20 protein-coding genes are annotated in these 20,492 nt (G+C 59.8%); 8 read left to right on the top strand and 12 right to left on the bottom strand.

The window, feature by feature from the left end; all coding sequences use genetic code 11:
• Positions 1-83: 83 nt before the first annotated feature.
• From clpA to QN222_RS19520, 6 genes are all read right to left on the bottom strand, one after another.
• Entirely contained in the window at positions 84-2,594 is a 2,511-nt protein-coding gene (clpA, locus tag QN222_RS19495; RefSeq protein ID WP_283964352.1) for an ATP-dependent Clp protease ATP-binding subunit ClpA, read from the bottom strand.
• A 9-nt stretch (positions 2,595-2,603) separates the two neighbouring features.
• On the bottom strand, positions 2,604-2,957 hold the full coding sequence (gene clpS, locus QN222_RS19500; protein WP_180940954.1) for an ATP-dependent Clp protease adapter ClpS: 354 nt from the start codon (positions 2,955-2,957) through the stop codon (positions 2,604-2,606).
• A 238-nt stretch (positions 2,958-3,195) separates the two neighbouring features.
• Positions 3,196-3,549 carry a phasin family protein gene (locus tag QN222_RS19505; RefSeq protein ID WP_283964353.1) on the bottom strand — a complete coding sequence of 118 codons (354 nt, stop codon included), beginning with the start codon at positions 3,547-3,549 and terminating at the stop codon, positions 3,196-3,198.
• 228 nt (positions 3,550-3,777) lie between these two features.
• Positions 3,778-3,981 carry a DUF3126 family protein gene (locus QN222_RS19510; RefSeq protein WP_034854672.1) on the bottom strand — a complete coding sequence of 68 codons (204 nt, stop codon included), beginning with the start codon at positions 3,979-3,981 and terminating at the stop codon, positions 3,778-3,780.
• Positions 3,982-4,212: 231 nt separating this feature from the next.
• Positions 4,213-5,040: a serine O-acetyltransferase gene (cysE, locus tag QN222_RS19515; protein ID WP_283964354.1), complete on the bottom strand. Its 828-nt coding sequence runs from the start codon at positions 5,038-5,040 to the stop codon at positions 4,213-4,215.
• Between the two features lie 107 nt (positions 5,041-5,147).
• Positions 5,148-5,927 carry an alpha/beta hydrolase gene (locus QN222_RS19520; protein ID WP_283964355.1) on the bottom strand — a complete coding sequence of 260 codons (780 nt, stop codon included), beginning with the start codon at positions 5,925-5,927 and terminating at the stop codon, positions 5,148-5,150.
• Between the two features lie 182 nt (positions 5,928-6,109).
• On the opposite strand from QN222_RS19520, the gene QN222_RS19525 reads away from it, so the two are divergent.
• Both QN222_RS19525 and QN222_RS19530 read left to right on the top strand, forming a co-directional pair.
• Entirely contained in the window at positions 6,110-6,355 is a 246-nt protein-coding gene (locus QN222_RS19525; protein ID WP_180940950.1) for a zinc-finger domain-containing protein, read from the top strand.
• A gap of 28 nt (positions 6,356-6,383) precedes the next feature.
• Positions 6,384-7,547: an FAD-dependent oxidoreductase gene (locus QN222_RS19530; protein ID WP_283964356.1), complete on the top strand. Its 1,164-nt coding sequence runs from the start codon at positions 6,384-6,386 to the stop codon at positions 7,545-7,547.
• Between the two features lie 115 nt (positions 7,548-7,662).
• Here the strand turns inward: QN222_RS19530 and QN222_RS19535 are convergent, their stop codons facing one another.
• Positions 7,663-8,853, bottom strand: a complete 1,191-nt coding sequence (locus tag QN222_RS19535) for a cystathionine beta-lyase (protein ID WP_283964357.1) — start codon at positions 8,851-8,853, stop codon at positions 7,663-7,665.
• Positions 8,854-9,192: 339 nt separating this feature from the next.
• Here QN222_RS19535 and QN222_RS19540 point away from each other — a divergent pair, with 339 nt between their 5' ends.
• From QN222_RS19540 to QN222_RS19560, 5 genes are all read left to right on the top strand, one after another.
• Positions 9,193-10,218, top strand: a complete 1,026-nt coding sequence (locus tag QN222_RS19540; RefSeq protein ID WP_283964358.1) for an amino acid ABC transporter substrate-binding protein — start codon at positions 9,193-9,195, stop codon at positions 10,216-10,218.
• A 189-nt stretch (positions 10,219-10,407) separates the two neighbouring features.
• A complete protein-coding gene (locus QN222_RS19545; protein ID WP_283964359.1) occupies positions 10,408-11,601 on the top strand; it encodes an amino acid ABC transporter permease in 1,194 nt (397 codons plus the stop codon).
• 4 nt (positions 11,602-11,605) lie between these two features.
• On the top strand, positions 11,606-12,760 hold the full coding sequence (locus tag QN222_RS19550) for an amino acid ABC transporter permease (RefSeq protein WP_283964360.1): 1,155 nt from the start codon (positions 11,606-11,608) through the stop codon (positions 12,758-12,760).
• Between the two features lie 13 nt (positions 12,761-12,773).
• A complete protein-coding gene (locus tag QN222_RS19555) occupies positions 12,774-13,550 on the top strand; it encodes an amino acid ABC transporter ATP-binding protein (RefSeq protein ID WP_283964361.1) in 777 nt (258 codons plus the stop codon).
• Between the two features lie 244 nt (positions 13,551-13,794).
• A complete protein-coding gene (locus QN222_RS19560; protein WP_283964362.1) occupies positions 13,795-14,412 on the top strand; it encodes a GntR family transcriptional regulator in 618 nt (205 codons plus the stop codon).
• 311 nt (positions 14,413-14,723) lie between these two features.
• Here QN222_RS19560 and QN222_RS19565 read toward each other — a convergent pair whose 3' ends face one another.
• From QN222_RS19565 to cysG, 5 genes are all read right to left on the bottom strand, one after another.
• The gene (locus QN222_RS19565; protein ID WP_283964363.1) at positions 14,724-15,536 is read right to left on the bottom strand and encodes a ferredoxin--NADP reductase; all 813 of its coding nucleotides are present in this window, start codon (positions 15,534-15,536) and stop codon (positions 14,724-14,726) included.
• Between the two features lie 144 nt (positions 15,537-15,680).
• Positions 15,681-16,181 (bottom strand): DUF934 domain-containing protein, encoded by a 501-nt coding sequence (locus tag QN222_RS19570; RefSeq protein WP_283964364.1) that lies wholly within the window; start codon positions 16,179-16,181, stop codon positions 15,681-15,683.
• 15 nt (positions 16,182-16,196) lie between these two features.
• On the bottom strand, positions 16,197-17,870 hold the full coding sequence (locus QN222_RS19575) for a nitrite/sulfite reductase (protein WP_283964365.1): 1,674 nt from the start codon (positions 17,868-17,870) through the stop codon (positions 16,197-16,199).
• A gap of 14 nt (positions 17,871-17,884) precedes the next feature.
• A complete protein-coding gene (locus tag QN222_RS19580; RefSeq protein ID WP_283964366.1) occupies positions 17,885-18,199 on the bottom strand; it encodes a DUF2849 domain-containing protein in 315 nt (104 codons plus the stop codon).
• Positions 18,200-18,215: 16 nt separating this feature from the next.
• Complete coding sequence (gene cysG / locus QN222_RS19585) at positions 18,216-19,670, bottom strand: siroheme synthase CysG (RefSeq protein WP_283964367.1); 1,455 nt, start codon at positions 19,668-19,670, stop codon at positions 18,216-18,218.
• Between the two features lie 232 nt (positions 19,671-19,902).
• Between cysG and QN222_RS19590 the strand changes: the two genes are divergently transcribed.
• Entirely contained in the window at positions 19,903-20,490 is a 588-nt protein-coding gene (locus tag QN222_RS19590; RefSeq protein ID WP_283964368.1) for a nucleoside deaminase, read from the top strand.
• Positions 20,491-20,492: the final 2 nt, after the last annotated feature.

Raw genomic sequence — 20,492 nt, forward strand, 5'->3', positions numbered from 1 at the left:
CCGCTCTAGCACTTCGAATACTGTAAAACGTGACGGTGCCGGGTGAGCTTCACCCGGCACCGTCTGGGTCAATGGTATTCGCGTTACTTCTTGCGCGGCACCTTGGGAACCGTCCGTCCCTTCAGCGGGGCCGCGCCTGCCTTGCTGTCCTTGGAGGAGGCCTTCCCGGCAGCCTTTTTAGCCTTTGTCTTCGGCTCGGAGTCGGCGGCAACGGTTTCCTTCTCGTCGCCTTTCTTCGGCTTGGCACCCTTGCCTGCCGGACGCGAGACTTCAGCCTTCGGCTTGATGGGCGCCGTTTCCGGCACCGCATCAAGGATCAGCCCCTTCTTACCGTCTTCCTTCGTGCCGATCGTCACCTTGACGACGCCACCCTTCTTCAGCTTGCCGAAGAGGATTTCGTCGGCGAGCGGCTTCTTGATGCTTTCCTGGATGACGCGAGCCAGCGGCCGAGCACCCATCTTTTCGTCGTATCCCTTCTCGGCGAGCCAGGCGATGGCGTCCGGCGCCAGGTCGAATGTGACGTTGCGTTCGGCAAGCTGCGTCTCGAGCTGCATGACGAACTTCTGCACGACCTGGTGGATGACCGGCGTCGGCAGCGAGCTGAACGGAATGACCGCATCCAGTCGGTTGCGGAATTCCGGCGTAAACAGCCTGTTCAGCGCTTCGATGTCCTCGCCCTCACGCTTCGTTGAGCCGAAACCGATCGCCGGCCGTGCCATGTCGGAAGCGCCCGCATTGGTCGTCATGATCAGGATGACGTTGCGGAAGTCGATCTTCTTGCCGTTGTGATCGGTCAGCGAACCATGGTCCATCACCTGCAGGAGGATGTTGAACAGATCCGGATGCGCCTTCTCGATCTCATCGAGCAGCAGCACGCAGTGCGGATGCTGGTCGACGCCGTCGGTCAAGAGACCGCCCTGGTCGAAGCCGACATAGCCGGGAGGTGCGCCGAGCAGGCGGGACACCGTATGCCGCTCCATGTATTCCGACATGTCGAAACGCAGAAGCTCGACACCGAGTGACGACGCCAGTTGCTTGGCCACTTCGGTCTTGCCGACACCGGTCGGGCCGGAGAACACATAGCAGCCGATCGGCTTGTTCGGTTCCCGAAGGCCCGCGCGCGCCAGCTTGATCGACGAGGCGAGCGCCTCGATCGCCAAGTCCTGGCCGTAGACCACGGACCTCAGCTCCTTCTCGAGGTTGGCGAGAACAGCTTCATCGTCCTTGGAAACGGTCTTCGGCGGAATGCGCGCCATCGTCGCAATTGTCGCCTCGATCTCCTTCTCGGTGATCAGCTTGCGACGCTTGCCAGCGGGAAGCAGCATCTGGGCGGCACCGGACTCGTCGATCACGTCGATCGCCTTGTCCGGCAGTTTCCGATCGTTGATGTAGCGGGCGGAAAGCTCGACTGCCGCCTTGATGGCATCGTTCGAGTATTTGAGGTGATGATAGTCCTCGAAATAGGGCTTCAGACCCCTCATGATCTCGATCGCGTCGGCAATCGTCGGCTCGTTGACGTCGATCTTCTGGAAACGCCGCACCAGCGCGCGATCCTTCTCGAAGAACTGCCGGTATTCCTTGTAGGTCGTCGAACCGATGCAGCGGATCGCGCCCGTGGAGAGCGCCGGCTTCAGAAGGTTGGACGCATCCATCGCGCCGCCCGACGTCGCGCCGGCGCCGATCACGGTGTGGATCTCGTCGATGAAGAGCACGGCGCCCGGATAATCCTCAAGTTCCTTGACGACCTGCTTCAGGCGCTCCTCGAAGTCACCGCGGTAGCGCGTTCCAGCCAGCAGCGTCCCCATGTCGAGCGAGAAGATCGTGGCGTCCTGGAGAGCTTCCGGCACCTTCTTTTCGACGATGCGCTTGGCAAGACCCTCGGCAATCGCCGTCTTGCCGACGCCGGGGTCACCGACATAGAGGGGGTTGTTCTTGGACCTGCGGCAAAGCACCTGGATCGTACGATTGACTTCGGCATGGCGACCGATCAGCGGATCGATCTTTCCGGACTTCGCCTTCTCGTTGAGGTTCACGCAGTAGGCGGTCAGCGCGTCCTGTTGTTTCTTCGGACCGGCCTCGTCGCTTTCACGGGGCGCCTTCTGCTCGGAGTCCTGATCCTCGGCGCCGCGCACCGGCCGCGATTCGGAACTTCCCGGTCGCTTGCCGATCCCATGGGAAATGAAGTTGACCGCGTCATAGCGGGTCATCTCCTGCTCCTGGAGGAAATAGGCGGCGTGGCTTTCGCGCTCGGCGAAGATCGCCACCAGCACGTTAGCGCCCGTCACTTCCTCACGGCCGGAGGATTGCACGTGGATGACCGCGCGCTGGATCACGCGTTGAAAGCCTGCGGTCGGCTTGGAGTCTTCGTCATAGCCTGTGACAAGATTCGACAGTTCGTTGTCGACATAGTCCGTCACGGTCTTGCGAAGCGTTTCGAGATTTACGTTGCACGCGCCCATCACGGCAGCCGCATCGGCATCGTCGATCAATGCCAGTAGCAGGTGCTCGAGCGTCGCATATTCATGGTGGCGCTCGTTGGCAAAAGTCAGTGCCTGATGCAGCGCCTTTTCGAGGCTGGGCGAAAAAGTTGGCACGTTAGTTCCTCATTTCTTTTCCATGACGCATTGCAACGGATGCTGGTGCTGCCTGGCGAAATCCATCACCTGCGTCACCTTGGTTTCGGCGACTTCGTAGGTGAAGACGCCGCACTCTCCCACACCGTGGTTGTGGACGTGGAGCATGATGCGGGTCGCGTCTTCCCGATCCTTCTGGAAGAAGCGCTCCAGGATATGGATGACGAATTCCATCGGCGTGTAATCGTCATTCAAAAGCAGAACGCGATACAAACTCGGCTTTTTGGTCTTCGGCTTGGTGCGCGTGATAACGGAGGTGCCACGACTGGCGCCGCCTCCGTCCCCTTCGCTTCCCTGCTGCATCCGGACCGGCATGGCGATCATTCTTGTTCATTCCTTTACAGCTGCGCTTCCAACGAACGTGGCTGCCGCATGCTTGTCTTATCTAATGGTTCGTTTCTGAATTTTAAGGCCGAACCAACGCACTGCAATCATATTCGCACGGCGAAACACAAGATTGATCAACTTTCTTCGGTCACAAGCGGCAGTATTTTCGAAAAGCAAGAAGGCCGGCCGCGGCAACCGCGACCGGCCTTCTTGCGATGGCGATGGTCCTTTGTCGTCAGGCCGCGGCGGCAGACTTGACTGCTGCGGTCGCCTTGGCGACCGGCGCCTCGTAAGGCTTATAGGCATCCTTGGCGAGATCGGCATACATCTCACCGATCTTCGTTGCCTCGGCCACAAAGCCTTCGTAGCTTGCCTTCACATAATTGGTCTGAAGCTCGAAAGCAGCTTCAACGCTCTTGGCATTGGTGAGCTTTTCGAAATGGGCAATGCCGTCTTCGAAGGACTTCTTCGAATAGTCCGCCGCTTCCGTCGCAATGGCCTGGAAACCCTTGGTCAGGGCCGAATAGCTTTTGACAGCAACGTCAATGGCTTCTTTGCTTTTCTTGTTGGCATCGTCGAAGTTAAACATTGGGGTGTCTCCTTTAGACGGCTTAACTGCTTGTCAGTTTATGTGCGGTGCACAAAAAGTCAAGTTCTGTGTGCGATGCAATAAAACACTGTTCTTGCAACGACTTGATGAAAATCGGCGGCTAATCCTGCGATTTTTTTTCGCACAGGCGCATTAATATGACTTTTAATGAAAAAACCCGGCCTGATCGCTCAGAACCGGGTCAAAGATCACCGAACGATCTTGATCTCACAGGTCGATGTCGAGAATTGCCATCGAGAAATTGTACGAAAGCTCCCCATCCTCTTCGTCGCGGAAAACGACGCCGAGAAATTCGTCGCCGAGATAGACCTCCGCGGACTCGTCCTTCTTCGGCCGCGCCTTGACGACCATCGACTGGTTGAAGGTACGCTTGAAATAGGCTTCAAGCTTTCGGATTTCTTCGGGCTTCAAATCTTCTCTCCGTAGATGTTTGATTTGCGGCGCTTCTCGCATGCGGAATTACCAAGTGTAAACCCACTTGCGCGCCGGGCGTCCCTTCAGATTTGCGAAGTCGCCTTATCGTTTTGAATTTCTGTCCAATTTTCTGCGAAGCTGAACGCGAGCGGAAAACCGCTCGCAAGGTCGTCATGCCGCCTGATCGCCTCCGATCACCGGAATTGCGAGACGCGGTCGCACCGGCGCTCAGATATCGAAGCTGGCCAGGATCTGGTCCATCTGGCGCGACGGCTCGGAACATCCGGCCTCACCCACGACCTTTGCCGGAACGCCGGCCACCGTTGTCTTAGGAGGTACCGGCTTCAGCACCACCGAGCCCGCCGCAACGCGCGAGCAATGCCCGATGTGGATGTTGCCGAGTATCTTTGCGCCTGCGCCGATCAATACGCCGTCACCGATCTTCGGATGACGATCGCTGCCCTCCTTGCCGGTGCCGCCAAGTGTCACCCCGTGCAGGATCGACACGTTGTCACCGATGGTTGCCGTTTCGCCGACCACCAGCCCGGTTGCGTGATCAAGGAAGATGCCGCGCCCGATCCGGGCGGCAGGATTGATGTCGGTCTGATAGACGCTCGAAGAGCGGCTCTGCAGATACAAGGCGAAATCCTTCCGTCCGCGCTTCCACAGCCAATGGGCAAGGCGATGCGTCTGGATCGCGTGGAACCCCTTGAAATAGAGCACGGGCTCGATGAACCGCGTGCACGCCGGGTCGCGATCGTAGACCGCCTGGATGTCGACGCGAAGGATCGTGCCCCATTCGGGCCAGTCCTCAAGCATTTCGGAAAAGGTCTGGTGGAGCAGGTTTGCCTGCAGGTCCGGGTGATCCAACCGCTCGCAAATCCGGTAAATCACAGCCTCTTCGAGGGAGTGCTGATTGACGACAGTCGAATACAGGAACGCTGCCAACATCGGATCCCGCTCGGCAGCGACGCGAGCTTCCTCGCGCAGGCTGTCCCAGATCGGGTCTATCGCCTTGAACGATTCCGTATGGCGCAGTTCCGTCTTGGCGACCATAGTCGCTCTCCTTCATGATCGATCAATAGTTCGAATATAGGGTAATTCCCTGTCGACATAAATGGGTGCGCCACATTTCAGCCACAAGTCGTAAAACGGCTTCACGCTCACCCAACCTCGCCAAGGAATTCGAGCACGGCCCTCTTGAACACCCGGTCACCAACCGCCAGCATATGGTCGCGCCCAGGAATGTCGAGCGCTTTTGCCCGCGGCATAAGCGCTGCAAGTTCCTGCGCCGACCCTGCAATTTCGTCCTTCGTTCCGACACCGATCAATACCGGCACGTCGATGCGGGCCATTTCTTCGGGCGACAGAAGATCGCGCGACGTGGAAATGCAAGCCGCAAGCGCCTGGCGGTCGCTCTTGGTCTGATCGGCAAAAGCACGAAACATTCGGCCGCGCGGATGCGTCACGCTCTCCAGCGACGGTGCAAGCAGCGCGTCGGCAATCGGGTCCCAGTCTCCGACCCCGGTGACCATGCCTATACCGAGGCCGCCGAACACGAGCGAGCGCACGCGATCGGGATGCGCCAAAGCCAGGAACGCCGAAATGCGCGCGCCCATGGAATAGCCCATGACATGCGCTGCGCCGATCCCGAGATGCGCCAGAAGTGCCGCAGCGTCCCCTGCCATCCGTTGCGGATGATAGAGCGAAGGATCGTAAGGCTTGCTGCTCTTTCCATGGCCGCGATTGTCTAGCGCGATAACCCGGTAGCCGGCATCGCCCAGTGCCTTCAACCAGCCGGGATACACCCAGTTCACATTGGCGCTCGAAGCGAAACCGTGAATGAGCAGGACGGGATCTCCCGATGGGTCGCCTTCGTCGAAAAAGGCGATCTCCATTCCTTCATGCACGAAGTGCGAAAATCGCGGCGGGTTCAGATCCATGTCTCATTTCCTGAAAGGCGTTCTGTTTTCGGCGCAAACTAGGTTGTAACGCCACGGCTTGAAACCCCCGGCCCTTCAAAAACCCACAGGCGCGGCATGTTTGCCGCTACACATTTGCGGCAAAGCTCACTATGGTGCCGCCAAATTTATAATCCAAAGACTTGCATTCATCGGAGCATGACATGGCCGGCCACAGCATCCCCCATTTTCAAAATGACGGCGGACATCAGGCGATCGAAATCGGCGTCAAGGAATTCATGTGCACGGGCGCATCCGTTCCGTTCGACCACCCCCACATCTTCATCGACATGGGCGACGACAACGAGAAGGTCTGCTCCTATTGCTCGACGCTCTATCGGTACAACCCTTCACTGAAGGCAACGGAGACAAATCCTCCGGGATGCCTCTTCACCAGCAAGGCGGCTTAGGTCGTCGCGGTTCGCCGGTACGAGATCGATGCAAAACGTTGATCCGGTCGCGATTGTCGGGGCCGGCATTGCCGGCCTGACGACGGCTCTCTGTCTCGCCCGGCAGGGTTTCGAGACGGAAATATTCGAACAGGCCGACTCTTTGAAAGAGGTGGGCGCCGGGCTGCAATTGTCGCCGAACGCGTCACGCATTCTGATCGAGCTCGGCCTGCTGCCCGCCCTTGAAGCTGTCTGGAGCGAGCCGGATTCGGTCGTTCTTCTCGACGGCCGCTCGCTGCGCTCGCTTGCAAGCGTGCCGGCTGGCTCCTATGCCCGCAACCGCTGGGCGGCTCCCTATGGTGTTCTGCACCGCGCCAGCCTGCAAAAGATCCTGTTGGACGCAGTTGCAGCCGAACCACGCTGCTGCATTCATCTTGGATCCCGGATCGAAAGCGACCCGGAAGCAGCGATCGATCGCGCGATGGCACGACGCCCATCCGTAATCGTCGGCGCCGATGGGATCTGGTCACGCACAAGAACGTCCATCGCGGGCGCCGGACCCGTCCAGTTCTCGGGCAACATCGCCTGGCGCCTGATGGTGCCGCGCGCGGAGGTGATCGGGCCTCTGTCCGACGACCGTGTAACCGCTTTTCTCGGCCCGAATGCGCATCTCGTCGCGTATCCGATCAAGGAAGTCGGCGGCTTCAACCTCGTGGCGATCGTCGAGGGCAAAGCTGGCGACAGCGTGTGGATCGGCAAGGATTCCGAGGAGAGACGGCGTGAGCTTGCGGCAGCCTTCGATGGTTGGCATCCGAAACTGCGCGCGTTGCTCACGAGCGCGACCGCAGCGACCTACTGGCCCTTGTGCACCGTCGGGGACGGTGCATGGCACGATAGGACGCGAACCATCCTCATCGGCGACGCAGCCCATGCGATGACGCCATTTGCGGCCCAGGGCGCCGCGATGGCGATCGAGGATGCCCGGGAACTCGCGCGCTGCCTCGCCGAAAGCCAGGATGTCCCCTCCGCATTTGCCAGATATGATCGTGCGCGAAGGTCGCGGATCGATCGCGTGCGAAAGCGGGCTGCCCTCAACCGCTTCGCCTATCATGCCCGAGGGCCGGTCCGTCTCGGGCGTGATCTGGTCCTTGCACTCAAGGGTCCCGAATCGCTCGCCGCCGACCTCGACTGGCTGTACGACTACGGCGCTTAGATCACGATGACTTTAGGTCGGATCGACCTGAAATCATCGCGATCTATTGTAGTAGGTTAGAGCAGGGTGTGGGCGGAAACCGCACACACTGTTCCCGCTCTAGGAATAATAGGCTTCAGACCGCGTTGGCGGCGGCGAAAGCCGCTTCGATGTCGCGACGGATATCCGGAACGTCCTCCAGGCCGATCTGCAACCGGATCACCGGCCCTTCCGAGGGAGCCTTGGCCACCTTGCGGTCGGACAGGTTGACGTGAACGGCGAGGCTTTCGAAGCCACCCCAGGAGTAGCCAAGGCCGAAGAGCGAGAGCGCGTCGAGGAAGGCATGGGCCTTGGCCCTGAACCTTTCGGGGCTGTCCGCCTTCAGCACGAAGGAGAAGATCCCGCTCGCCCCGCCGAAGTCACGCTTCCAGAGGTCGTATCCCGGAAAACTCGGCAGTGCCGGATGCAGCACGCGGGCGACCTCGTCGCGGCTCTCCAGCCATTCTGCGATCGCCAGCGCACTCGCCTGATGCCTTTCCAGGCGGATCCCCATCGTGCGCAAGCCCCTGAGGATCTGGTAGCTGTCGTCCGGCGACACGCAGACGCCCAGCGTGACCATCGCCTCTGTCAGCGCCGGCCAATGGGTGACGTTGGCCGACACTGTTCCGAACAGCACGTCCGAATGGCCCGACGGGTACTTCGTGGCTGCATGGATCGAGACATCGACGCCGTGGTCGAGCGGGCGGAAATAAACCGGCGTCGCCCAGGTGTTGTCCATCGTCACGACGCATCCGTGGCGGTGCGCCGCGGCTGCGATTGCGCGAATGTCCTGCATCTCGAACGTATTCGAGCCTGGCGCCTCAGTGTGCACCAGGCGCGTGTTCGGCCGAATCAGGCTTTCAATGCCGGCACCGATCATCGGGTCGTAGTATTCGACGGTGACGCCGAGGCGCTTCAGCATCGTGTCGCAGAAATGCCGCGTCGGGAAATAGACCGAATCAACGACGAGCGCGTGATCCCCGGCCGACAGATAGGTCAGGAACGGCACCGTGACCGCCGCCAGGCCCGAAGGCACGAGAATCGTTCCGGCGGCGCCCTCAAGCTCATTGATCGCTTCGCAAAGCGCATCGGTCGTCGGCGTGCCGCGCGTTCCGTAGGTATATTTCTGCGCCCGGCTTTCCATGGTCCTGGCGTTGGGAAACAGCACGGTGGAAGCATGCACCACCGGCGGGTTGACGAAACCGTGGAAATCCGAGGGATTGTTGCCAGTGTGCGCCAGACGGGTGTTGATGCCCGATTCCTTGAGCGCGCTGATCTTGTCTGCCATTGAAAAATCCGCTGTTTGAATTCGACGCCAACTCATCGAACGCAGCCCCCGCCGGGTCAAGGGAAAATTCGGGTGAAGCGGTAAGGCGTCGTGCAAAATGCCGGGCCGGCCGCTTTTTTGTTCAAAGAAACCGATTTTCCGGGAAGAAACTGCCTAAACTTCTGGCGAAATTCGGGTTTTTCACATGCAAAATCAGAAAATCGGCAACGTCTCTTGACCCTTATGGATTTTGAGCATGTGATAGATTGCACTCACGCCAGGAGGGTGGCGGAGGCTGCACGCGCTTACCGAGCGCACCGGTGCAGACGGGAACTAACAACAGCCGAAAAGGTTCAAAAAATGGCAAGAGGAATTCTGACAGCTCTGGTTGGCGCTGCTGTCATGGGTATTGGCGCACATGCGGCATCGGCCGCGACCCTTGACGACGTGAAGGCCAAGGGCTTTGTCCAGTGCGGCGTGAACACCGGTCTCGCCGGCTTCTCAGCCCCCGACGCTTCCGGCAACTGGACTGGTTTCGACGTCGACTACTGCAAGGCACTCGCCGCCGCGATCTTCGGCGATGGCAGCAAGGTGAAGTTCACACCACTTTCCGCCAAGGAACGCTTCCCGGCTTTGCAGTCCGGTGAAGTCGACCTTCTGGCTCGCAACACGACCTGGTCCATCAACCGGGATACGGCGCTCGGCTTCAACTTCCGCCCGGTCAACTATTATGACGGCCAGGGCTTCATGGTTCGCAAGAGCCTCAATGTGAAGTCCGCGCTCGAACTGTCCGGCGCCGCCGTTTGCGTGCAGACCGGTACGACGACGGAACTGAACCTCGCCGACTACTTCAAGTCGAACAACCTGCAGTACAATCCCGTCGTCTTCGAGAAGCTCGAGGAAGTGAACGCTGCCTATGACGCCGGCCGTTGCGACGTCTACACCACCGACCAGTCGGGACTTTATGCGCTGCGGCTTACCCTGTCGAAGCCGGACGATCACATGATCCTGCCGGAGATCATCTCCAAGGAGCCCCTCGCTCCGGCGGTTCGTCAGGGCGACGATCAGTGGTTCGATATCGTCAGTTGGACGCACTATGCGATGATCCAGGCCGAAGAATTCGGCATCACCCAGGCGAACGTCGAAGAGATGAAGAAGTCGACCAACCCTGACGTGCAGCGCTTCCTCGGTGTCGAGGCCGATAGCAAGATCGGCACCGACCTTGGCCTGACCAATGAATGGGCAGTCAACATCATCAAGGCGGTTGGCAATTACGGCGAAGTCTTCGATCGCAACATCGGCGCCGGCAGCCCGCTGAAGATCGAGCGCGGTCTGAATGCCCTCTGGAACAAGGGCGGCATCCAGTACGCTCCGCCGATCCGCTGATTGTGACCTACAGCGCCGCGTCTTGCGAGACGCGCAAAAGACGCGGTAGCACTTTGAATTGCTGCATGTTTTTGTTCTTAAAATCGGCTACGATTTTAAGAAACATGCAGGAGGAGCGGGGATGCCCCGCTCCTCCTTTCCAACAATAAAAAACGCCCGGAAAGGGCGGATCGGGGAAAGAGGCATTGTATGGCCATTGGCGTCACGAATGCGCCTGAAAAAAGCAAATCCTCGGGATCGATCATCAACGATCCTCAGGTGCGCGGAATATTCTATCAGGCGATCACCATCATCATCCTCGCGGTCCTCATTTACTGGATCGTAGACAACACGATTGAGAACCTTCGGCGCGCGAATATCGCATCGGGTTATGGTTTCTTGAGAAGCCGAGCAGGCTTCGACGTCGGCCAATCGCTGATCGCCTTCACCAGTGATTCGAGCTATGGCCGCGCACTCGTCGTCGGCTTCGTCAATACGCTGGTCGTCGCGATCACCGGCATCGTCACGGCCACGATCATCGGCTTCCTCGTCGGCATCGGGCGACTTTCGCACAACTGGATCATCGCCAAATTGTCGCTGGCCTATGTCGAGGTGTTCCGCAACATCCCTCCGTTGCTCGTCATCTTCTTCTGGTACAGCGGCGTTCTGGCAGTGTTGCCGCAGGCGCGCGAAGCGCTGGCCCTGCCCTTCAATGTTTTCGTGAGCAATCGCGGCGTTGCCTTCCCGAGGCCCATCTTCGGAGAAGGGGCCGAATATACGATTCTCGCGTTCCTTATTGCCGCCGCCGCGAGCTTTCTCGTCGCGCGGTATGCCAACCGGCGACAGGCGGCAACCGGCCAGCGCTTTCCGGTGTTGTGGACGGCGCTGGGATTGCTCATCGGCCTGCCGCTGATCACATTCCTCGCCACCGGCGCACCGCTCACCTTCGACGTCCCGATTGCCGGCAAGTTCAATCTTACGGGTGGTTCGGTCGTCGGGCCTGAGTTTATGTCGCTCTACCTCGCGCTTTCGTTCTACACCGCTGCCTTCATCGCGGAGATCGTTCGCGCAGGTATCCGCGGCGTTTCAAAGGGGCAGACCGAAGCGGCCCACGCGCTTGGCATCCGCCCGCGGCTGACCACGCGACTGGTCGTCGTGCCGCAAGCGATGCGAATCATCATTCCACCGCTGACCAGCCAATATCTCAACCTCACCAAGAACTCGTCGCTGGCAATTGCCATCGGCTACGCCGACCTCGTTGCTGTCGGCGGTACCATCCTCAACCAGACCGGGCAGGCCATCGAAGTGGTCAGCATCTGGCTCATCGTCTATCTCAGCTTGAGCCTTGCGACCTCGCTGTTCATGAACTGGTACAACGCCCACATGGCGCTGGTGGAGAGGTAAGATCATGACCACACACGAAGCAAGTTTCGTTCGCGCGTCGATGGTCGAGGCTTCACCTGCCCCGATATTGGAAAGCGGCATCGTCTTCTGGCTCAGGAAGAATCTCTTCGCCACGCCGAAGGACACGGCACTTACCATCATCAGCCTGCTGGTGTTGGCCTGGCTTGTGCCGCCTGCAATACAGTGGCTTTTCATCGACGCCGCTTGGACAGGCGGCGGCCGTGGCGTCTGCGCGACGGTCGCACAGGGCGGCTCACAGCCGGATGGATGGAGCGGCGCCTGCTGGGCCTTCGTCAACGCGAAATTCAGCCAATTTCTCTTCGGGCGCTATCCGATGGACGAACGCTGGCGCCCCGCGCTCGTCGGCATCCTCTTCGTACTGTTCCTCGTGCCGATGTTGATGCCCAAGGTGCCATACAAGGGGTTGAACGCCGTTCTGATGCTGGTCGCTCTGCCGATCATCGCGACGATCCTGCTGCCGGGCGGCTGGTTCGGCCTCACCTATGTCGAAACCCCGCTGTGGGGCGGCCTCCTGGTCACACTGGCTCTCTCCTTCGTGGGAATAGCAGTCTCGCTGCCGCTCGGCATTCTGCTTGCTCTCGGACGTCGGTCGGACATGCCAGTGATAAAGATGCTCTGCACGGTCTTCATCGAGATCGTTCGCGGCATTCCGCTGATCACGGTGTTGTTCATGGCAAGCGTGATGCTGCCGCTTTTCCTGCCGCAGGGCGTCACTTTCGACAAATTCCTGCGCGCCTTGATTGGCGTGTCGCTCTTTGCTTCCGCCTACATGGCGGAGGTCGTGCGCGGCGGATTGCAGGCCATTCCGAAGGGGCAGTATGAAGGCGCCGATTCGCTGGGCCTCAGCTACTGGCAAAAGATGAACCTCATCGTCCTGCCACAGTCGTTGAAGTTGGTGATCCCGGGGATCGTCAACACCTTCATCGGCCTGTTCAAGGACACGTCCCTCGTCTCGATCATAGGCATGTTCGATTTGCTTGGTATCGTCCGCCTGAACTTCAGCGACACGAACTGGGCTTCCGCGGTCACGCCGGTGAGCGGCCTGATTTTTGCGGGATTCGTATTCTGGCTTTTCTGCTTCGGCATGTCGCGCTATTCAGGCTTTATGGAACGCGTGCTCGACAGAAGCCAACGATAAAAAGGGGAAACATATGGCAAACACTGCCACTGCATCGAAGATGACCGTGTCCAGCACGGACGTCGCGATCGAAATCACCAATATGAACAAGTGGTACGGTGATTTCCACGTGCTGCGCGACATCAATCTCAAGGTGATGCGCGGCGAGCGTATCGTCATTGCCGGCCCGTCGGGCTCCGGCAAATCGACGATGATTCGCTGCATCAATCGCCTCGAAGAGCACCAGAAGGGCAAGATCGTAGTTGATGGAATCGAACTCACCAACGATCTGAAAAAGATCGATGAAGTGCGCCGCGAAGTCGGCATGGTCTTCCAGCACTTCAACCTTTTTCCGCATCTGACGATCCTTGAAAACTGCACGCTGGCGCCGATCTGGGTGCGTAAGATGCCGAAGAAGCAGGCCGAGGAAATCGCGATGCATTTCCTCAGACGCGTCAAGATTCCCGAGCAGGCCCATAAATATCCGGGCCAGCTTTCGGGCGGCCAGCAGCAGCGCGTCGCGATTGCCCGTTCGCTGTGCATGAATCCGAAGATCATGCTGTTCGACGAGCCGACTTCCGCGCTCGACCCGGAAATGATCAAGGAAGTGCTGGATACGATGGTCGGTCTCGCCGAGGAAGGCATGACGATGCTGTGCGTGACGCATGAAATGGGGTTCGCGCGTCAGGTCGCCAACCGCGTGATCTTCATGGACCAAGGCCAGATCGTCGAACAGAATTCGCCGGCCGAATTCTTCGACCATCCGCAGCACGAGCGCACGAAACTGTTCCTCAGCCAGATCCTGCACTGATATCAGTGTCATGAAGCCGAACGAGAACGGCCCGCCAGTTGCTGGCGGGCCGTTCTCGTTTCAGCATCACCGTGAGTTGGCGTGGGCCTCGAACAGCAGCGCTCCAGTCCGGCTTTGCCGAACTCGCCTTCGGTTACTACCAGATACTGACGCCGCAGGCCTCCTTGATGCTGATATATCAGCCCTCTTGCTGCTATTTCGAATCTCTGCCAATGTCTGATATATCAGCACTAGCGGGATACTTATGCCAGTCCAGTCCCAGGCCCACCTCGCCTATCTCGCGCTCGAACGCCTCATCATCACGCTGAAGCTCGAGCCCGGATCACTCGTTACCGAACGCCAACTCATCGAACTCGCCGAACGTGGCCGCACGCCGGTTCGAGAAGCGATCCAGAAACTTGCCTGGCAGGGACTCATCGACATTCGTGCTCGCGTGGGACTGCAGATCACGACGATCCGGCCGGAGGATCGCGCCCATGTGATGCAGACGCGCCAACGGCTGGAGCCGCTGGCGGCCGCCCTCGTGGCACAGAACGCGTTCCCCGAGATCCGGCAGGCGATCAACGGCTGTGAGCAGGCGATGACGACGTGTTCGGATCGAGGCGACATGGAGGGTTTCCTCGTCGCCGACAAGATGTTCGACGAGATCATGGAAGACGCCTGTCCGAACCGCTTCCTGACGGCAGCGCTTGCGCCGTTGCAGACCCACGCGCGCCGCATATGGTTTGCGTCGGCGACGCCGGAAAAAATGAAGGCATCGGTGGAGCGCCACGTCGGGGTGATGCGTGCGATTCAGGCGGGAGACGGCGAAGGCGCCGCCACTGCCATGTCCGGATTGATGGCTTATCTGGCGGAGGCTTGATGTCGTCGACGGCTCAAACCTTCGACAACGGGCCGCCGATCTTCAGTCGCCGCATATGCTGGCCGAAGACCTACTGCAATCCAAAGTGCCACAGCGAACCTTTGCGCTTCCGATAAGACGCGCCGCCCGGCTGTGCGGCGCCGACTGAGTTGATCCATGCGAAAGCACCCGGTATCACGCGCTGACAGCAGCTTCAGATCATCTCTGGAGCGCGTCGCTCCCACGGACGTGGCAACCCAAGGCACAAACGAAGAGAGGCGCATCTGGAGACGCGCCTCTCTGTTGATACCGATATCTTGGCAGCCGCGACGTCAGCCGACGAATGCGCGCTCGATGACGAATTCGGCAGGCTTGTTGTTCGCGCCTTCAGTCAAGCCGGCAGCTTCCAGAATTTCCTTGGTGTCCTTCAGCATTGCCGTGGAACCGCAGATCATGCCGCGATCGATCGCCGGGTCAAGCGGCGGCAGCCCCAGATCCGCGAAGAACTTGCCGTTGGTCATCAGGTCGGTGATGCGGCCCTTGAACGGATAGTCTTCGCGCGTCACCGTCGCATAGTGGCGAAGCTTGTCGCCAACAATCTCGTTCAGGAACTCGTGGTTACGGATCTCGTCCATGAGGTCGAAGCCGTACTTCAGCTCCGCCACGTCACGGCAGGTATGCGTAAGAATGACTTCCTCGAACTTCTCGTAGGTTTCCGGGTCGCGGATGAGGCTCGCGAAGGGGGCAATGCCGGTACCGGTCGAGAACATGTAAAGCCTGCGGCCCGGCACCAGCGCATCGAGCACCAGTGTGCCGGTCGGCTTCTTGCGCATGAGGACCTGGTCGCCCGGCTTGATCTTCTGCAGATGCGACGTCAGCGGACCGTCCGGAACCTTGATCGAGAAAAACTCAAGCTCTTCGTCCCACGCCGGGCTCGCAATCGAATAGGCGCGATAGACTGGCTTGTCACCGACCATGAGGCCGATCATTGCGAATTCACCGGAGCGGAAACGGAACTCCTGGGGACGCGTCATACGGAAACGGAAGAGCCGGTCCGTATAGTGCGTAACACTCGTGACCGTCTCGACAAAGACACCTGCCGGTGCCTGGATCGCGAAATCTTCCGTTTTTGCCGGAGCATTCATCGTGGCTACAGTCCTATAATGTGACCCTGTCTATCAAGTACGAGCGGATATTCCAAGGCGCACTCGATTGAAAGGAAATCCCTTCCAAATATAGTCGCTTTCGAGGATTTCGGCGTGCTTCACACTGTCGCGGCTGCGTATTTTTCAGGAGACACGCCGCCAACTGTAGGATTTGGCATCCGAAGATGGCCTGGCAGTCGGCTGATAGTGATTGGTGATGCCCGGCAAACGCCCTTCCGAGAGCCGCTTGATCGCCGTCGCATTCGTCACCGCGAAGCTCCCGATACCACAACGCAGCATCAGCGGGATCTGGTCGATCAGGACATCTCCGACCGCCCGGACCTCCCCTTCGAAGCCTAGCTGCGAACGAAGCAGCGACGCGTGGCTGAAGGCGCGACCGTCATTGAAGGCTGGAAACACCACGGCAACGAGCGCGATCCGATCGAGGTAAGGCGCCAACCGCGTGACGTCATCGGCGGGCGCGATCAGTACGCCCAGTTCACGCGCGTCGCCTGTGGCGACCTCGTCGATGAAGGCGTCCAGGCCGAGTATCGCCTTTTCGTTTGACCCGGCCTTGGTTTCTTCCGTTTCGACGATCCAGGGATCATCGCTCACAAAGCCGGTTTCTTTCCAAATTTTCGTCATCTTCTCGTCCCTGCCTCAAGCGGCTTCCTGAGCACTGCCACCATAGAGCGCATCCTTGAACGGCTGCGGCCCAACCCGGCGATAAGCCTCCAGGAAGGTCTCCGTCTTGTCCCGGCGCAGGCCAAGATAGGTATCGACGATTGTTTCTACCGCATCGGTGACTTTTTCCGGCTCGAAACCGCGGCCGATGATTTCCCCGATCGACGTGTTCTCGTCTCCGGAGCCGCCAAGCGTGATCTGGTAGAGCTCCTCGCCCTTTTTCTCCACGCCCAGAAGGCCGATATGGCCAACGTGATGGTGTCCGCAGGCATTGATGCAGCCGGAGATCTTGATCTTGAGATCTCCGATCTCGGCCTGCCGCTCGGGCGAGCCGAAACGGTTCGAAATCTCCTGGGCGACCGGGATCGAACGCGCATTGGCGAGCGCGCAATAGTCGAGTCCCGGGCAGGCAATGATATCGGTGATCAGCCCGGCATTGGCCGTCGCGAGGCCTGCCGCTACCAGTGCACGGTAGACCGGCTCCAAGTCGGCGAGCGCCACATGCGGCAGGATCAGGTTCTGCTCGTGGCTGACGCGGATTTCGTCGAAGGCGTATTCCTCGGCAATGTCCGCAACCGCATCCATCTGCTCGTGGCTCGCATCACCCGGAATGCCGCCGATCGGCTTCAGCGAAATGGTCACCATGCCGTAGTCCGGATGCTTGTGCGGCTGCACGTTCTGTTGAACCCAACGCGCAAACTCTGCGTCGGCCTTCTTCCAGCCGGCGAGCGTACCCCAGCCTTCCGCGCGGTTCGGCAAGGCTGCCGGCGCAAAATAGGCAGAAATCGCTTGGATATCGGCATCCGGCAGCTTCAGCTCAGTGTCCTTGAGCTTGGCGAACTCGATCTCCACCTGTCGAGCAAGCTCTTCGGCACCGGTTTCATGCACCAGAATCTTGATGCGCGCCTTATATTTGTTGTCGCGACGGCCATAGAGGTTGTAAACGCGCATGATCGCCGTGGTGTAGGAGAGCAAGTCCTCTTCCGGCAGGAAGTCGCGGATCTTCTTGGCGATCATCGGGGTCCTGCCCTGCCCGCCGCCCACATAGACGGCAAAGCCCAACCTACCCTGCTCGTCCTTTTTCAGGTGCAAGCCGATATCATGCACCTGGATCGCCGCACGGTCGCGCTCGGCGCCGGTCACGGCGATCTTGAACTTGCGCGGCAGGAACGAGAATTCCGGGTGCACACTCGACCACTGGCGGAGAATCTCGGCGTAGGGGCGCGGGTCGGCGACTTCGTCGGCCGCCGCGCCGGAGAAATGATCCGCCGTCACGTTGCGAATGCAGTTGCCTGAGGTCTGCAGCGAGTGCATTTCAACACTTGCCAGTTCCTTGAGGATGTCCGGCGTGTCCGAAAGACGCGGCCAGTTATACTGGATGTTCTGGCGCGTGGTGAAATGACCATAACCGCGGTCATATTTGCGGGCGACATGGGCAAGCATCCGCATCTGCCGGCTCGACAGCGTGCCATAAGGAATGGCAACACGGAGCATGTAGGCATGCAGTTGCAAATAGACGCCGTTCATCAGGCGCAGCGGCTTGAAGGCGTCCTCGGCCAGTTCACCGGACAGCCGCCGCTGGACCTGGTCGCGGAACTGCTCGACGCGTGCAGAAACGAAGGTGTGATCGAATTCGTCGTAACGGTACATAGGGTCTCAGGTCCTCAGGCAGCAACTTTCGGGCCGGAAAGCCCACGATATCCCGGAGCATAGGCGATCGACGGGCCTTCGGCGCGGATGCGCTCGCGCATGCGCAGCGGGCGAAGTACGCCATCGACTTCCTCGACGTCGATAACGTTGACGTCTACGACTTTATTCTCGTCGAAAGCGCGCTTTCCAGTCGCTTCAAGCGCCGCGACAGCCTCGGCATGGCGGGCGACGAAGGCGTCCTGCAGCGACTCCACCCAATTGCCGGAGGCGTCGAGCCAGACGGATATGCCATCCCCCAGTCGGTTTGCCGTCAAGACCTTGTCCACCATTCGCGTCATCCTCACTTCAAATCTGTTCAGCGCGTTGCGCGCCGGAGGCATCCCTGGCCTCGGTGCCGTGCCGTCTCCCGGCAGCAAGCGGTTCCGACCGGCCGAAATTCGCACCTGCAACCGCGTCGCCAATGATCACCATGACCGGACCTTCGAGCTCCGTGCGGGTCTCAAGGTCCGGCAGGTCGCGAAGAATCCCGTGCAGGAGCCGCCGTTCGGGGCGGCTGGCGTTCTCGACCACGGCTACAGTCGTCTCCTGGGGCAGGCCCGCCTTCATCAGCCGCCCGGCAACCGAAGCGGCGACACTGCGGCCCATATAAACCGCAATCGTCGCACCCGAGACGGCAAGGCGCGCCCAGTCGGGCAGCACATCACCGGCAAGGTCATGGCCGGTCGTGAATACCAGCGACGACGCGACGCCACGCAGGGTCAACGGCAACTCGAAGTCTGCCGCTGCCGCAAATGCGGAGGTGATTCCGGGGACGATCTCATAGCTGATACCGGCATCCCGCAGGGCAGCCATTTCCTCGCCGGCTCGACCGAAGATCAGCGGATCGCCGGATTTCAGCCGAACGACGCGTTTGCCTTCGCCTGCAAGCTCGACCAGCAACTGATTGATTTCGTCCTGCGACTTGGTGTGGCAACCCTTGCGCTTGCCGACCGAAAGGCGCTCGGCATCGCGGCGCCCCATATCGACGATCGCCTGCGGCACGAGCGCATCGTAAACGATCGCATCGGCTTCCATCATCACCCGCTGCGCGCGAAGTGTCAGCAGGTCCTCCGCACCCGGACCGGCGCCAACCAGCCAGACGTGACCGGGAATGCGATCCGCGCCCTCGAGCAGCCGCGACGCTTCGCGGCGCGCCGAGGCGACATCGCCAAGCGCAACGTGATCGGCAACCGGCCCAGAAAAGAACCGTCGCCAGAACACGCGGCGCGCAACACCGCGCGGCACAAGTCGCTCGACCGCATCACGATAGCTCGCGGCCAAAGACGCGACGATGCCGAGCGACGGGGAAAGCAATTGGTCGATCTGGGCGCGGATCATCTGCGCCAGAACGGGTCCGGCCCCTTCGGTTCCGATCGCCACGGCGACCGGAGCCCTGTTGACGAGTGCCGGCGTCAGGAAATCGCAATAATCCGGCTGATCAACGGCATTTGCGGGGATCTTTCGGTCCCGCGCGGCGGCAACGATCGCCCGATCGACCGATGCATCGCCAGTCGCAGCAAACACCAGGACGGCGCCCTCAACCTGATGCGCAGCGAAGGTTTCCCGGATGATCTCGAGGCGGTTGGTCGTGAGGAATGTCTCGAAGGCTGCCTCAGGCGCATACGCGTAAACGGCGATACGCGCCTCGGTGTTCAACAGCAGTCGCACCTTGGCGAAGGCCTCGTCCCCATTGCCGAACACCGCCACGCGCTTCTGCGCGACGCTAAAGAATGTCGGAAAAAAGGACAGTTGCTGCGACATCACTGAGAGAACGACTCCTTCTACAGGCTGCGGCGAATATCCCCCATAGCCGGTAACAATTGAAGAAACAGAAATTTCAATGCTTTTCCGGCCACGTATTGTTTTGCTCGACAGTTAGCCATTTTGAGTAAATATCTCCGGCGACACGCGGGCGCTGCGGGCCTGGCTCGGCCATTGCGCCGGAGGGCCGACCTCCGTTAAATGCCGGCGACATTCGTAGGAAGCACAGAAGATGAAACAGTCGGAATTGGCCGAACGCCTCTTGACGGTAATCGAAAAAGATATCCTTCCGCTGACCGAAAAGGGTGTTGCTGCCGGCAACAAGGTGTTCGGCGCGGCAATCCTGCGCAAGTCCGATCTTTCGCTGGTGCTTGCCGAAACCAACAACGAGACGGAAAATCCGCTGTGGCACGGCGAGGTCCACACGCTCAAGCGTTTTTACGAGATGGCCGACAAGCCCGATACGCGGGAGCTGATCTTTCTCTCGACGCATGAGCCCTGCTCCATGTGCCTCTCAGCGATCACCTGGGCGGGGTTCGACAATTTCTACTATTTCTTCAGCCATGAGGATTCGCGCGACAGCTTCTCGATTCCGCACGACCTGAAGATCCTGAAGGAAGTCTTCCGGCTGGAGCCGGGCGGCTATGCACAGGAAAACGCCTTCTGGAAATCGGCCTCGATAGCGGCACTGACGCGCGACGCCGACCAACAGACAAAGGAAAGACTCGCCGCGCAGGACGCTCGTATCCGCGCGCGCTATCACCGCCTGTCTGAGGACTATCAGGCCGGCAAGGACCAGAACGCCATACCCCTGAACTGAGC

This window comes from Sinorhizobium sp. 6-70, assembly GCF_030124375.1.
GTDB lineage: Bacteria > Pseudomonadota > Alphaproteobacteria > Rhizobiales > Rhizobiaceae > Sinorhizobium.

Excerpts from the sequence above, each read along its gene's own strand:
- clpS (WP_180940954.1), bottom strand. The coding sequence starts at position 2,957 with ATGATCGCCATGCCGGTCCGGATGCAGCAGGGAAGCGAAGGGGACGGA.
- QN222_RS19505 (WP_283964353.1), bottom strand. The coding sequence starts at position 3,549 with ATGTTTAACTTCGACGATGCCAACAAGAAAAGCAAAGAAGCCATTGAC.
- cysE (WP_283964354.1), bottom strand. The coding sequence starts at position 5,040 with ATGGTCGCCAAGACGGAACTGCGCCATACGGAATCGTTCAAGGCGATA.
- QN222_RS19520 (WP_283964355.1), bottom strand. The coding sequence starts at position 5,927 with ATGGATCTGAACCCGCCGCGATTTTCGCACTTCGTGCATGAAGGAATG.
- QN222_RS19525 (WP_180940950.1), top strand. The coding sequence starts at position 6,110 with ATGGCCGGCCACAGCATCCCCCATTTTCAAAATGACGGCGGACATCAG.
- QN222_RS19530 (WP_283964356.1), top strand. The coding sequence starts at position 6,384 with ATGCAAAACGTTGATCCGGTCGCGATTGTCGGGGCCGGCATTGCCGGC.
- QN222_RS19535 (WP_283964357.1), bottom strand. The coding sequence starts at position 8,853 with ATGGCAGACAAGATCAGCGCGCTCAAGGAATCGGGCATCAACACCCGT.
- QN222_RS19540 (WP_283964358.1), top strand. The coding sequence starts at position 9,193 with ATGGCAAGAGGAATTCTGACAGCTCTGGTTGGCGCTGCTGTCATGGGT.
- QN222_RS19545 (WP_283964359.1), top strand. The coding sequence starts at position 10,408 with ATGGCCATTGGCGTCACGAATGCGCCTGAAAAAAGCAAATCCTCGGGA.
- QN222_RS19550 (WP_283964360.1), top strand. The coding sequence starts at position 11,606 with ATGACCACACACGAAGCAAGTTTCGTTCGCGCGTCGATGGTCGAGGCT.
- QN222_RS19555 (WP_283964361.1), top strand. The coding sequence starts at position 12,774 with ATGGCAAACACTGCCACTGCATCGAAGATGACCGTGTCCAGCACGGAC.
- QN222_RS19560 (WP_283964362.1), top strand. The coding sequence starts at position 13,795 with ATGCCAGTCCAGTCCCAGGCCCACCTCGCCTATCTCGCGCTCGAACGC.
- QN222_RS19565 (WP_283964363.1), bottom strand. The coding sequence starts at position 15,536 with ATGAATGCTCCGGCAAAAACGGAAGATTTCGCGATCCAGGCACCGGCA.
- QN222_RS19570 (WP_283964364.1), bottom strand. The coding sequence starts at position 16,181 with ATGACGAAAATTTGGAAAGAAACCGGCTTTGTGAGCGATGATCCCTGG.
- QN222_RS19575 (WP_283964365.1), bottom strand. The coding sequence starts at position 17,870 with ATGTACCGTTACGACGAATTCGATCACACCTTCGTTTCTGCACGCGTC.
- QN222_RS19580 (WP_283964366.1), bottom strand. The coding sequence starts at position 18,199 with ATGGTGGACAAGGTCTTGACGGCAAACCGACTGGGGGATGGCATATCC.
- cysG (WP_283964367.1), bottom strand. The coding sequence starts at position 19,670 with ATGTCGCAGCAACTGTCCTTTTTTCCGACATTCTTTAGCGTCGCGCAG.
- QN222_RS19590 (WP_283964368.1), top strand. The coding sequence starts at position 19,903 with ATGAAACAGTCGGAATTGGCCGAACGCCTCTTGACGGTAATCGAAAAA.